This window comes from Mesorhizobium sp. LCM 4576 (assembly GCF_001854815.1).
GTDB classification, from domain to species: Bacteria; Pseudomonadota; Alphaproteobacteria; order Rhizobiales; family Rhizobiaceae; genus Mesorhizobium; species Mesorhizobium plurifarium.
The window spans coordinates 25214-38112 of the sequence record NZ_MDDT01000048.1; the positions used below are offsets into that span (position 1 = coordinate 25214).

General features: G+C 62.0%; 10 protein-coding genes, 1 tRNA gene and 3 pseudogenes. 8 read left to right on the forward strand and 6 right to left on the reverse strand.

From position 1 onward, the window contains the following. Positions 1–9 precede the first annotated feature (9 nt). Positions 10–876: an NAD(P)-dependent oxidoreductase gene (locus LCM4576_RS24495; RefSeq protein ID WP_071035067.1), complete on the forward strand. Its 867-nt coding sequence runs from the start codon at positions 10–12 to the stop codon at positions 874–876. 14 nt (positions 877–890) lie between these two features. On the opposite strand, the gene LCM4576_RS24500 is transcribed toward LCM4576_RS24495, so the two are convergent. Both LCM4576_RS24500 and LCM4576_RS24505 read right to left on the reverse strand, forming a co-directional pair. Next, positions 891–1412 (reverse strand): TIGR00645 family protein, encoded by a 522-nt coding sequence (locus tag LCM4576_RS24500; RefSeq protein WP_040989454.1) that lies wholly within the window; start codon positions 1410–1412, stop codon positions 891–893. A gap of 301 nt (positions 1413–1713) precedes the next feature. After that, on the reverse strand, positions 1714–4041 hold the full coding sequence (locus LCM4576_RS24505) for an OmpA family protein (protein ID WP_071035069.1): 2328 nt from the start codon (positions 4039–4041) through the stop codon (positions 1714–1716). 196 nt (positions 4042–4237) lie between these two features. Between LCM4576_RS24505 and LCM4576_RS24510 the strand changes: the two genes are divergently transcribed. Continuing rightward, entirely contained in the window at positions 4238–4684 is a 447-nt protein-coding gene (locus tag LCM4576_RS24510) for a YcgN family cysteine cluster protein (RefSeq protein WP_071035072.1), read from the forward strand. Between the two features lie 458 nt (positions 4685–5142). Then, complete coding sequence (locus tag LCM4576_RS24515; protein ID WP_116390018.1) at positions 5143–5496, forward strand: hypothetical protein; 354 nt, start codon at positions 5143–5145, stop codon at positions 5494–5496. Between the two features lie 202 nt (positions 5497–5698). Here the strand turns inward: LCM4576_RS24515 and LCM4576_RS24520 are convergent, their stop codons facing one another. Beyond that, entirely contained in the window at positions 5699–6409 is a 711-nt protein-coding gene (locus tag LCM4576_RS24520) for an SIMPL domain-containing protein (protein ID WP_071035074.1), read from the reverse strand. 220 nt (positions 6410–6629) lie between these two features. Here LCM4576_RS24520 and LCM4576_RS24525 point away from each other — a divergent pair. Continuing rightward, a tRNA-Ile gene (locus tag LCM4576_RS24525) sits at positions 6630–6705 on the forward strand. A 191-nt stretch (positions 6706–6896) separates the two neighbouring features. Here LCM4576_RS24525 and LCM4576_RS37665 read toward each other — a convergent pair. From LCM4576_RS37665 to LCM4576_RS24535, 3 genes and pseudogenes are all read right to left on the reverse strand, one after another. Further along, positions 6897–7889: pseudogene (locus LCM4576_RS37665) on the reverse strand (tyrosine-type recombinase/integrase); the annotation flags it as partial. 12 nt (positions 7890–7901) lie between these two features. Next, on the reverse strand, positions 7902–8150 hold the full coding sequence (locus LCM4576_RS37310; RefSeq protein ID WP_083361503.1) for a hypothetical protein: 249 nt from the start codon (positions 8148–8150) through the stop codon (positions 7902–7904). Positions 8151–8998: 848 nt separating this feature from the next. Continuing rightward, on the reverse strand, positions 8999–9481 hold the full coding sequence (locus LCM4576_RS24535) for a hypothetical protein (protein WP_244510903.1): 483 nt from the start codon (positions 9479–9481) through the stop codon (positions 8999–9001). Positions 9482–10037: 556 nt separating this feature from the next. On the opposite strand from LCM4576_RS24535, the pseudogene LCM4576_RS24540 reads away from it, so the two are divergent. The 4 genes and pseudogenes from LCM4576_RS24540 to LCM4576_RS24550 form a co-directional block, all read left to right on the forward strand. Continuing rightward, a pseudogene (locus tag LCM4576_RS24540) lies at positions 10038–10574 on the forward strand (amylo-alpha-1,6-glucosidase); the annotation flags it as partial. A 197-nt stretch (positions 10575–10771) separates the two neighbouring features. Then, positions 10772–11068 (forward strand): DUF982 domain-containing protein, encoded by a 297-nt coding sequence (locus LCM4576_RS24545; protein ID WP_041002404.1) that lies wholly within the window; start codon positions 10772–10774, stop codon positions 11066–11068. Positions 11069–11170: 102 nt separating this feature from the next. Next, positions 11171–11605, forward strand: a pseudogene (locus tag LCM4576_RS37790) (hypothetical protein); the annotation flags it as partial. 379 nt (positions 11606–11984) lie between these two features. Beyond that, complete coding sequence (locus LCM4576_RS24550; protein WP_071035078.1) at positions 11985–12890, forward strand: DUF3991 and toprim domain-containing protein; 906 nt, start codon at positions 11985–11987, stop codon at positions 12888–12890. Positions 12891–12899 lie beyond the last annotated feature (9 nt).

Genomic DNA, 12899 nt, shown 5'->3' on the forward strand with positions numbered 1-12899 from the left:
AGGCGAAGGATGTCGCTCAACGGAAAGACGCTGTTCATCTCGGGCGGATCGCGCGGCATCGGGCTGGCGATCGCGCTCAGGGCGGCGCGCGATGGCGCCAATGTGACGATCGCGGCCAAGACCGCCGAGCCGCATCCGAAGCTGCCGGGCACGATCTACACGGCGGCCGAGGAGATCGAGCAGGCCGGCGGCAAGGCGCTGCCGGTGCTTTGCGACATCCGCGACGAGGCGCAGGTCGCCGATGCGGTGGCGAAAACCGTCGAGCGGTTCGGCGGCATCGACATCTGCGTCAACAATGCCAGCGCCATCCAGCTCACCGGCACGCTGGAGACCGACATGAAGCGCTACGACCTGATGCACCAGATCAACACGCGCGGCACCTTCCTGGTTTCCAAAATGTGCGTTCCGCACCTGAAGTTGGCCAAGAACCCTCACATCCTGAATCTAGCGCCGCCGCTCGACATGAAGGCCAAGTGGTTCAAGAACCACGTCGCCTACACGATGGCGAAGTTCGGCATGTCGATGTGCACGCTCGGCATGAGCGCCGAGTTCGCCAAGGAGGGCATCGCCGTCAACTCGCTGTGGCCGATCTCGACCATCGACACGGCGGCGGTGCGCAACCTTCTGGGCGGCGCGACGGTGGCGGCGATGAGCCGCTCGCCCGACATCATGGCCGATGCCGCGCATGCGATCTTCCTGCGACCGTCGCGCGAGGCGACCGGCAACTTCTACATTGACGAAGAGRTGCTGCGCGCCGAAGGCGTCACGGATTTCTCGATCTACGCACCGGGCGCAGCCGATCAGCTCGCGGGAGACTTCTTCGTTCCAGACGAGGTGTTTGCGAACTCGCAGACCAAGGTCAAAAGAATCTACTGACGGGCTTYGGCGGTCTATTCCGCCGCCTCGGCCTTCTTGCCTTTGGCCAGCGCCATCACCCGGTCGATATAGGCCAGCATCAGCGCCGAAAAGACAAAGGCCAGATGCATGATGGTCAGCCACATCAGCTGCTCCGTCGTGTAGGAAGCGTGGTTGAGGAAGACCTGCAGCAGGTGGATGGAGGAGATCGCGACGATGGTCGAGGCGACCTTGACCTTCAACGAGCCGACATCGATCGTTCCCAGCCAATGCACCTCGCCGTCCTGCTCGTCGAAGCGGCTGACGAAGTTCTCGTAGCCCGAGATGATCACCATCACCACCAGCGAGGCGACCAGCGCCGCGTCGATCAGGCCGAGCATCTTCAGGATGGTGTCGGTGTCGCCGAGCGTGAAGGCGCTGATCACAAACTCGTAAAGCTTCTTGCCGAAGGACAAGGCATATGTTGCGAGCGCTACGCCAAGCCCGAGATAGAAGGCGACCAGCAGCCAGCGCGAGGCGAGGATGACGGATTCGATGGCGAGTTCGAGACGCTTCATGAAGGCTTCCGGTCAAATTACGATAGAGGCTATTTCGGCCAGACAGGCCCGGTTTTCAAGACAAAAAACCCCGCCGGGGAGGGGACCCGGCGGGGCTCAGTATGTCCCGCTGGAGTCGGGACAGGGCAGGGAACGCCCTGTAGGGAATTTGGGTGTCGCAATGCGGCAATTCAATGAGTTAGCTCCAGTCGACAGGACAAATCTTCTTGAGCCGGGAAAGGAAAAGGCCCGTCCGGCACGGACGGGCCTTCACCTTAAGCGTTGATTCCAGAAGTCCGATCAGGATCTTGAAATCCAACGCTCATTGCTGGTCACTGTTGCTCGCCACCGGCGCCACCAACGAGGTGATGCGGCGGATGGCGACACGCCGGTTCTCGCGGTTCGRCCCGGGCGTGTTCACCTTGAGATACTCCTCGCCATAGCCCTGCGTGGTGAGGTTCTCGGCCGGGATGCCGAAGGCGTTGGTCAGCGCCTCGGCGACCGCCTCGGCGCGTCGRTCCGACAGAGCGAGGTTCGCATCCGGCGTGCCGACGGCGTCGGTGTGGCCTTCGATCAGGAAGGTCTCGGCCGGGTTCTTCTTGAGCAGTTTTTCCATGGCGCTGGCGACGCCATCGAGCTTCTGCACCTCGGTGTCGGAGATCGTGGCCGAGCCGAAGTCGAAGTTCAGCGTGTCGAGATCGATGCGCCGGGCGATATCGCGCACGCGGGCCGACCGCTTCACCTCGTCGATCGAGTAGAGACGCTGCACCTTCTCCACCGGCGGCTGCTCAAGGAAGGTGTAGTAGTCGTCGTCGCTTTCGACATCCTCGGAATCGAGAATGTAGTCCCGGCGGGGTATGTCGAGCCGCATCGGCGGCAGGTCGTCGCCGGGATCGCGCCACTCGTCGACATCGTTGTAATAACGCTCGTCGACATAGCTCAGCACATATTCGCGCCCGTCCGGCGTAATGCGCGAACGCCTGACGACATCGCCATTGCGGTTGCGGATGGTGACGATCCTGACGCCGTTGTCGCGCTCCACGATTTCGCGGGTTCGGCCGCCCGAAAGATCCTCGTAGTAGACGTCTCTGGCGCCGCGCGTGATGCGAGGTGCCTCGTTGCTCTCCACGAATGTCTGGTTGTTGAACTGGAGGATCACGCGGTCTCCGAGCTGCTTGACCACATCAGCACCCTGCGGCCGCCGGCGTTCGCGCACAACGTCCTGCGGCGTCAGGTCGAYGCRCTTGCCCTTTTCCTCGGTGACGGGAGCGATCTTTTCAGGCTGGATCGCCTGCTGCGCCGTCTTGTCGTCGGTGGGTGGCGGGCCCTGATCGACCGGGGCAGGCTGCTGCGCCTGTTGGCCACCCTGCTGCTGTCCGGCCTGATTGGCGTTGCGGCCATTGCCGGCCTGACCATTTTCGGTTTGAGCGCCGCCGGTCTGGGCACCGCCGGTCTGGGCACCGCCGTTCTGGCCGCCGCGACGCTTGCGGAAGGCATCCTTCTGGCTGTCCAGAACCGGCGCCTCGTTCGGGTTGGCGGTTTCGCCCTGTGCGGCATTGCCGCCGTTGGCCGGTTGGTTGTTGTTCGCTGGCTGATTGCCGGTGACCGGCTGCTGCTCGCCGGTGGYGGGCTGGCCAGTCTTGGTTTGCTCGCCGGTCGCGGGCTGTTCACCGTTTGCCGGCTGTTCGGCAGCCGGTTTCTTGCCGCGCTTCTTCTTGTCCTGGGCCTGTTCGCCCTGGACCGGCTGCTCGCCATTCTGCAGCGGTTCGGCCTGCGGCACAGGTTCACCTGTCGGCGCCGGCTTTTTGGCCGGCTCGTTGGTCTGCGTCTGCTCGGCAGGGGCGGTCTCGCTCTGCTGGTTCTGCTTGTGCTTCTTCCTGAGCTGATTGYCGCCTTGCTGGTTGTCATTGGCGGGAGCGGTCTGTTCAGCCGGGGCGACCTGCTCGCCGGCCTGGCCGGCGGGTTCGCCCTGCTGCTGATCGCGTTTGCGCTTCTTGCGGCCCTGGTTGCCTTGCTGGTCGCCCTGTAGCTGGTCTGTTGCGGCAGGYGCGGCCTGCTCAGCAGGCTGTTCGGCCGGCGCGGCTTCCTTCTGCTGGTTGCGCTTCTTCTTGCGCGGCTGCTGCTCGTTGGTCGCGGGCTGGCCACCCTGGTCGGCGGGCGCGGCCTCGGTCTGCTGCAACTGGTCGCGCTTCTTGCGCGRCTTGAATTGCTGCTCGTCGGTTGCAGRCTGGCCGCCTTGATCGGCGGGTGCAGCCTCGGTCTGCTGCTGCTGGTCGCGTTTCTTGCGCGGCTTGAATTGCTGCTCGGCCGGGGCAGCTTCCCCGGATTGGCCATTGTCCATCTGCTGCTGCTCTTGCCGCTTCCGGCGCGGCTTCTGCTCGGGCTCGGCAGGTGCCGCTTGTTCGGTAGCCGGCGCCGACTCGCTTTGCTGCTGCTGTTCGCGCTTCGTTTTGCGCGGCTGCTCGGCTCCGCCCTGTCCGCATTCCTCGGCCGACTGGCCTTCGGCGCAAGCAGCCTGGGCCAGCACGAGCGGCGCGCCGTGCAGGTTGCCGGAAGCGACACCCCCCTGCAGCGGGTACGCGCCCAACGGCGCGGACGCCATAAGCAGGCCGATTGCCGTGCCCGCCAGAATCCGTGGTTGGCGTTTCATATCAATTTTCTCCTAGTGGGGTCCCATCCCTGCCCAAACTTTCGTCAACCGCAATTGGTTCCGCCAGGCATTGGCGCCAGCCAAGGATGCCTGGCCGGCCTTTTGAAGGCAATTTCGTGTTTTTCTAATGTTGATACTGGGTCGCTCGTCACCGCAGCGCTTGACCGAAAGGCCGTGGAGGGCCAAATCCAGCAAAATGACCGCGCCATTCTGGAAAACGAAGACGCTTGAGGCGATGACCCCGGCCGAATGGGRATCGCTATGCGACGGCTGYGGCAAATGCTGCCTGTCGAAGCTCGAGGACGAGGATACGGGCGAGATCTTCTGGACAAGCGTCGGCTGCAGGCTGTTCGATGYGCAGAACTGCCGTTGCTCCGACTATGCCAATCGCTTGGCGCGGGTGCCTGATTGCGTCGGCCTGACGCCGCAGAATGTGCGCACCATCACCTGGCTGCCAAAAACCTGCGCCTACCGGCTCATCGCCGAGGGCCATGATCTCTACTGGTGGCACAGGCTCGTTTCGGGAAGCGCTGCGACCGTACACGAAGCCGGCATTTCGATCCAGGGGCGCGTGAAGGCCAAGGAAACCGATCTGGCCGAGCCAGACGACTACTTTGATTATATACTGGACGACGAACCTTGACGGGTTCGCGTCTTGATGACGAACCGTAGCCGGTTCGCGTCTTGATGACGAACCGTAGCCGGTTCGCATCTTGATGACGAACCGTAGCCGGTTCGCACCTTGATGATGAATCCTGAGGGGTTTGCGTTATGACGACGAGCCCTGACGGGCTCGCGCCTTGATGACGAACCGTAACCGGCTCGCAACGCATATTGATGACGAAAGCTGAAGGGTCCCGTGTTTAAGGACGAATCGTATGGGGTTCGCGTTTAAGCACTACGAGCAACGAACCTGGGCGGGTTCGCGTTTGAGGGCGGACCTATCAGGTCCGCATTTGGCACCAAGGGCGACGAACCCTGACGGGTTCGCGCTTACATGAACCGGACATGAATGGCCGGTTCGCGGAAAATTCAGACGCAAAAAGGCATTTTCCCATCATCGGTTCTAAGGGCGATAGCCCACAACAAGGAGAGAAGACGATGTTCAACACGATCAAGACGGCAGCCCTTTCGGCCCTGGTCGGACTTGGCGCCTTGGCCGCCATTCCGGCGCATGCGGACAGCCTCTATCTCGGTTTCGGGGACAGGCACGACCCGCGTTTCGGCATCTACACCGGCGACGACGACGGCTATCGCCGCGACTGGCGTCGCGATCGGGACTGGCGTGGCTGCTCGCCGGACCGCGCCCTCGACAAAGCCGAGCGCATGGGTCTGCATCGCGTCCGCATCGTCGACATCAGCCGTCGCACGGTGAAGGTCGCCGGCCGCCAGTATGGCGACCGCGTGGTGGTGGTGTTCGCCAACGAGCGCGGCTGCCCGATCATCTATCGCTGAGGCTGAAAGGGCGACCCTTCGCGAGGATCGCCCGTGCGGACGATCCCCCTGCGGGATCGCCTATGAGATATGATCTTCTGCGAAGATCAATCTTGACTAGCGGAGCCCCTCGAGGTGAGGCGCGGCTCGAAAAAGCCCCGGAGGGTCGATCCTCCGGGGCTTTTTTGCGTGCCGGTGGCGCGCCTGCGGCGCCGGCCGGTCGTTACTTCAGCTCAAAGGTGACCGTGACCTGGACGTTGTAGGAATTCTCGCCGGCCTGCACCGGGACGGCCGAACGCGCCGCATCGAACGACTTGGCCGCCATCGGCATCGGCGCCGGCGCGATATTCTGGTCGGTGATCTCGAGCACCTTGCCCAGGCTGACGCCCGCCGCTTCCGCAAGCGTCTTTGCCTTGGCCATGGCGTCGGCGACGGCCTTCTTGCGCGCCTCGGTGATCGTCGCCTTCGGATCGTCATTGGTGAAGGCGATGCCGCCACCCTGATTGACGCCGAGCGACACCGCCTTGTCGAGAATCTYGCCCGTCTTGTCGACATCGCGCACGCGCACCGACAGCGTGTTGGTCACCTGGTAGGCAACGAGCTGCGCCTCCTGGCTGCCGTCGGCCTTGTTGGTGTAGTTGTAGCGCGGGTTGATCTGTATGCCGGCAGTCTGCAGGTCGCGTTCGGCAATGCCCGCGGATTTCATCGCCGCGATCACCGCCGCCATGGCGTCGTTGTTGGCATCGAGCGCTTCGCGCGCGCTCTTGGCCTCGCGCATGACGCTGAGTGAAAGGATCGCCATGTCCGGCGCCACCGTCGCTTCGCCTTCGCCGGACACGATGATGCGGGGCGGAGGCTGGGTGTCGGCGGCGCTTGCCAGCGCCGGAAACGCGACCGCGGCAGCGAGCGCGATGGGCAAAAGATGTCTGGTCATGAAAACTCCTCGAAGTCTGCGGTCCGCAGCCCCGAGCCGCATCTGCCTCGACCCGCAAAGGCATCGATTCCCGGCAGTGCGGCGCAAGGGCCGGACCTGTTTCGCGCCCTATGGGCGCAGGCCGCTCTACGGCGCGAATATGGGCTGATTTTGGCGTTTTGCGCCAGCGCTTTCGAAAGCCTTGTGCGACGACAAGAAAAACACTAAGCCAGCCCGCGTGGGGCCTGTAGCTCAATGGTTAGAGCCGGCGGCTCATAACCGCTTGGTTGGGGGTTCGAGTCCCTCCGGGCCCACCATTATCGTTATTTATTAATGCTTTATAGGGTGGTTCGCCACGAGGTTCGCCAATAGGTTCGCCAAGCATCGGCTTGCGCGTCACAAGGCGCACGACTCGATCCATTCCCTGGACCGCCAGCCGAACCTGCGATGCCTCACGCGAATAGAGCTCGGCATGATCGATATCGTCGTGACCCAGCACGTCCATGAGCTGCCTGGTCGAGGCCTCGGCCTCCGCCAGATAGACGCCAAGCGACTTCCTCAGTCCATGCAGGGTCAACCCCTTCGGCAGACCCGCAAGCTTGCACCAATGCGCCATCATTCCTGTCAGCGACTTGGCGGAGAACGGTTCACCATAGCCGTTGACCAGAACGGTCTCGCCGCGCCTGTCGGCCGCATCCAGGATCTCAGAYAACATCGGTGTGATCGGCACGAAAAGCCGCTTGCCGCCAGTTCGTCCCTTGTTCTTGCTCTGAACGATATCAAACCCGTCAAAGTGACGTTCGACACCGTCGATGAAGACACGGCGGGTCACCCTCTGATCCCAGCGCAGGCCCGCGACATCGCCGCGACGGTTGCCCAGCCAGAGCGCCAAGMCGTAGCAAGTGCGTGCCGCGGTGCCGAGTTGCCAACGGTTTTCGAATTGCGCCATCGCTTCGCGCGACCAAGCTTTCCAACCGGCATAGGCGGGACGCCATTCGACCGCCGCTGTGGGATCGATTTCGATCCAGTCTTGCCGCAGCGCGACATAGACCAGCTTGCGTATGCCCACCAGAAGATGCTTGGCCTTGTGGGGCGTGGCGATGAAGCGGCCAAGAAGCTCTTCAATATGAATACGTCGAAGGTTCTTTACCGCTACATCCCGCCAGATGAGCGGGTGATCTGCGACCACCCGGAGTTCCAGGAACTCTTCAATCAGCTGCGTGTTCTTGCGCTTGCTGGCTTCGTCAAGCGCCAGCCACTTGACCGAGATCTTCAACCGTTGAAATGCCGCTCCAAACGTGCCGGGCAGGGCGGCTCCAGGCATACGGACGACGGGAGCCTTGGGGACTTTCCGGCCCTCGACCGCTGCTTGGTARRCCTCCTTGAAACCCGCCTGATTGGGGGCCGGCAGACTAACCACACGCTCCTTCGTCCGATAGCGCCAGCGAACTTTGCCATGGCGGTCGGTGTAGGAGGAGAGGCCGGGATATTTGTCGGTCATGGCAGAATGAATCTATTCCMTGCGATGATTCCCTTGCAACAGGAAGTCGACGATATTTTCTTCATCGTCTCCAGGTAGTTCGCCAAAGGCCGCTTCGAGTTTGAGCCGATCCCAAATCACGCGACCGTCAACTTTCTTCGGCTTCGGCATGCGGCGGTCAGCAACCATCTGGTCGAATTTGGTTATTCCCACACCAACATATCGGGCGGCTTCTTCGCGTGAGAGGCCACGAGGAGGATAGGAGAGGGAGTCGCTTTTCATGATTTCACCGGCACATGTCCGCCCAGCCCACGGACTTCCGTTCAGAGGTCAGGATCTAGATTGCATCAACCTCCGACGAAAGCACGCCGATCAAGCACTGCGGCAAATTGCGGTCTTGGCGTACAAATAGGAGGGTTGTGCAACTTCAGGGGTTCGAGTGGGGAGCATGCCGCCTTCCCAGTCGGAGAGCGCACGACCCCTTCTACAGTGTCGGGCATGGTGGGGTGCCTCGGTGCTGCAAAGACCGGTAGCGCACGGTTGACACGAAGCTGTCCACGACATGAGCGACAGTTTTGCGCCCACACTGGCCTTCCACTTGGTAGCGGCGAGTTCGCAGCCTTTCTGTCGCATGCCGGATGCCAGTTTTCGACACGGTGCTGACCATGTCGTGGGGCAAGCGTCTCGACGACTTTGCTGCCCGCGGTCCGTTGCGCTGAAGACCGATGCCCTGGCGAACCAAGGTCTCGGGTAGCGCGATGTTCTCTACGAAAAGGACCGGCTGACATTCAACCACCGCGCAGCTTCGTTTGCGTCTCCGACTGAACGGTTCAGCTCTCGAAGAGCGCGATCTGAATGTCCGGACACAAATCCCGGAGCCGCGTCACGTCCCCTATCAGGATCGGCTGGCCGTGCTTGACMTTTATGTTCGGTCAACGATGGAATGYGGCTGGCCATAGGATGGGAGCCAAACGCTCACCCGATCCTCTGTCACCCGCCTGCGTACGGTCGCGGTGATGGCGACTCATCGCCGATATTGAAAGAGCCCGTCGCCATACGAGGAGTCTGGCGCGGCTGAGGGCCTCGTCAAGCGATTGCTAATGAACATCAGCCGGYAGGTRCAGTTGATATCAGCCGGCGCGCCAGAGCRCCTCAAAAATTTGCTCCTCGATATCATCCAACGCCAGAGTTGGCGAAAGCCGACGACTTGTGTCGACGTCTACGATGGATCGACCGCGCGCTTTCAGCAAACCACATACCTGGTCGACAGTCTGTGCCGATCGGAGATTCGCCTCCAACTTGGCCTCGAACAAGCGCTCGGCAAAGCTTTGGCGCCGCTGTCGGTCCCTGAGGCGCTCTATGCGCAGACCTTCGCAAGCATTGATTCGGACCACGATGTCCGCCGTGGGAACGATGTCTAACGCATTGGCCAGCGACTTTTCGTTCGCAGATCCGCTCAAGAGAGCAAGTGTCGACACGACTTGAACGAATGCTTGATCAAAAATCAGAATGTCCTCGCAACCGATTGACTGGCGCCATGCACGGGCCAGTCGGAGTACGTATTGAGCCAGTCTGATGCGCCAAATCAGATTCTGAGGCGGCAGCGTATTCATTAGGCGCGTGYTAACTCTGAAGTCGGCGGCGTTCGTAACCGGTCGGCACGCCATGCTGATCGGTCCTGCAATCGCACGGGCAACACGGTGAATGGCGGGTATGATGCCCCCGGGGTCCAGCATGGATTGATAACCGCCGGGCCGGTAAGTGAGAACAACGCTGGCAGGATGCCCGTGGGCTCGCAAATGATGACAGAGCGCATGTGCGATTGTCGTCTTCCCAGAGCCCGCCGGACCCACGAATTCGACAATCATGCAACGGGACCTTCTCTGATGATCCCTGACTGAAAAAAGGCCGGGAGCTTCTGGCGATTATGTAGCGGCATATGCCTCGCCTCAATCACGACCGAATGCCTGGGGCCACCCCTCCGTTTGTCCGAGGAGCACCTACGCCGTCCGCTCCTTCTTCGGAGGGCCAATGTACCTAGCCGGCAAAGAGATGTGTTTTTTACGAAGGCGCGGTGAAACAACGGCGCTTTCTGCAAGTTCGGTGCCATGGGCGATGGCCTTCAGGCGGCATTTCGCCCCGAGATGTGCTATGATTCGTCTCATGGGGCAGTTGCTGTCGGGCCATCTGCACAGGGGTTGGGGCGTTCGCACGTTGGCCGTCGACGAGATTCCGTTCAATCCGATGTCTTGCCATAACGGCTCGATCTGGCCGCACGACACGGCAATCTGTGCCGCCGGGCTAGCCCGCTACCAGGAGCGCACCAGTGTCGTGAAGCTTATGAGCAGCATGTTCGAGGCGGCCGTCCGCTTCAACATGCGGCTTCCGGAGCTGTTCTGTGGCTTTACGCGGGCCATCGGCGATGCGCCGATTGCCTATCCCGTCGCCTGTCTGCCGCAGGCATGGTCGGCCGGTTCCGCGTTCATGATGCTGCAGGCCTGCCTGGGAATCCGCATCGACGGTTGGAAGCGCGAGATCAATGTCGAACGGCCGCGGTTGYCGATAGGCATCGACAACATCGTCATCCGGCACTTAACCGTGGGCGAGGCGAAGGTCGACCTCAATTTCCAACGCGTCGGCGACCGGGTCGTGTGCTATCTCGACGACCGGCACGAGGGTCTTGTGCCGCTGGTCGTTCGCTCCTAGCACCCGGGCAGCAGGGCCTGCCATCGATGTTCACTGGGCGTTCAGGTGCTGCCGGTGAGGTCTCGCGGGAACCTCTTGAACCGAGAAGAGCTCCTTCCAATCTTTTCTCTTGGTCTCCAGCCGGGCGTGCAGGTGTTCGAACATTACCGGTGCATTTGGGTAACGATCAACGGGTTAGTTGTTGAAGGGAGGTCACTATGGAAAGTGATGCTTTCAAGCAGCCGGTTTTCGTAGGGCAGGACGGCTACATCCAAAAGATCGACTGCCTGATGGATGCCATTGAGTTTTTGGAAGAATGGCCTGTGGAGAGACGCGGCCTGCTTCACGCGGCGGCCTGCGAAGCGTGCTACTCGGCTTATGACGGTCGCAAACCGGTCGAGGCCGCGCACAAGGCCTTTACGACTTGGGCCCGCAAGGTTGGCGTGATCGAGGACGTGCCCACAGCGCCGCCGTGGATGACTGGGCCAAAGATCAGCAACGCAAACCTCTTGTGAGGGGCGCGAAAGGACTCTTCATCAGACGCAGCTTGCGACGAAACGTGTCGGTGCCAAACGCCGCGTCAGGGGGCGCGTCTATCGGACCCAGGCACCGATGGGGTCGATCTCGCGGATTTGGGAGCGGCGCGACTGGAAGCGGTGCGTGCTGCTGGCGAGATGATAACGACAAAAAGCAGTCGTTCAGGCAGGGTCCAAGCCAAATACGCCAGCCTCAACCACTCACCCGTTGCAGGAAGTCGGAAGTATCAGCTCCCGCTACAATGCCATGGAAACCTGGCGGCCTGCCGACACCCCGACCGTCCAGAAATCGGCTTCTTGACGCACGCTTCTGCGGCATTTCTCACTCGATTTTCATTTGGTATCTATCACGTTGAGGCCATTATCACAGAACCGGACTGGTCGTTTTCATACGGCGCCCTTCGYCGGGGGCTGTCGGTCCCGCATCCCGCCTTACGGCGGCGCTATGCTGATGCTCCTTCGGCCGCCCTGTTGAACCGGTCTCAGGGCCACGAACCTGCTCCGGCACCGAACTGACTTGTTTGCGCATACGGACATTTCGGTGCCTCCACTTTGTACGCCCTTTTCACATTGGTCGGGAGAGCATTGGCTCTCCCGACGGAGAGGCCGAGAAGGGCGGAATTTTGACCGACGGATTGCCGAGGGAAAAGAGGAGCAAAGACCCGGGGCGTGCAGTCGTCGCGGAAGCAGAGTGTCGCAGAGAACGGCGCGGCCCACCGTGCCGCTTGCGCGCCAAGGCTGGCAAGGGAAGCTGCGCCGCGGCGCAACCCGCCACCATCACGGCATTGTATGCCGCGCCCTTGCCCGCCTGGCTCTTCGCGGCCTCCTGTCCCTGCCCAATCATTTGGGACGAGAACCGGATGGAAGGGAGGCGCCGCAAAGGTGCGCGGGCGAAATGGAAAAAGCAGAACTTGAAAGGCTAAAGGATGAGGTACCCTGCGCTGCGGTGCTGGAGCGCGCGGGGTTCGCCCTGGACGTCAAGGAGAGCACGCGCAAGGCGATGAAGTATCGCCGTGAGGCTTCAATCATCATCGTCATCCACAGCGGCAAGGGCTGGTTTGACCCACTCGGCGACGGCAAAGGCGATGTCTTTCGCCTGGTCGAACATCTTGAGAAGGTGCCGTTCGTAGAAGCCATGAACGAGGTCGCCAGCCTCGTCGGGTTCGTGCCGTGCCAGCCGGTCTGGCAGCGGGTGTCGCGTGAGCGGGAGCCTGATCTGTCGATACCGGAGCGCTGGCACGCACGGCGCAGTCCATGGCGCGGATCARCCACCTGGCGCTATCTGACCGGGGCCCGCCATCTTCCCGACCGCATCGTCCGCGCCGCAATCAGCGCCGGYGCCCTGCGCGAAGGCCCGCACGGCTCGATGTGGGCCGCCCATGTCGACAGCAACGGCACCGTCACTRGCTGGGAGGAACGAGGACCGGACTGGCGCGGCTTTGCCACCGGCGGCGCCAAGGTGCTGTTCCGCCTCGGTAGCCCTGATGCGCTACGCCTTTGCGTGACCGAAGCGGCCATCGACGCCATGAGCCTTGCCGCGCTAGAGGGCTTTCGCGGCGACACCTTCTATCTCAGCACCGGGGGCGGCTGGTCGCCAGCGACCGATGCGGCGCTCCGCGCGCTTGCCGCCAAGCCCGGTGTTGAGATCGTCGCGGCTACCGACAACAACAAACAAGGCGAAATCTATGCCGACCGGCTGTTCGGATTGAGGGAGCAAGCTCGGTGCTGCAGTGATCGCCTTCGACCCGTAGCGGATGATTGGAACGCCGATCTGAGAATGAGAGCGCCGCCGACGAGCTGACACGCACGA

Bases quoted from the DNA above. Each gene is read 5' to 3' on its own strand.
- LCM4576_RS24500 (WP_040989454.1), bottom strand. From the start codon at position 1,412: ATGAAGCGTCTCGAACTCGCCATCGAATCCGTCATCCTCGCCTCGCGC.
- LCM4576_RS24515 (WP_116390018.1), top strand. From the start codon at position 5,143: ATGTTCAACACGATCAAGACGGCAGCCCTTTCGGCCCTGGTCGGACTT.
- LCM4576_RS24545 (WP_041002404.1), top strand. From the start codon at position 10,772: ATGGAAAGTGATGCTTTCAAGCAGCCGGTTTTCGTAGGGCAGGACGGC.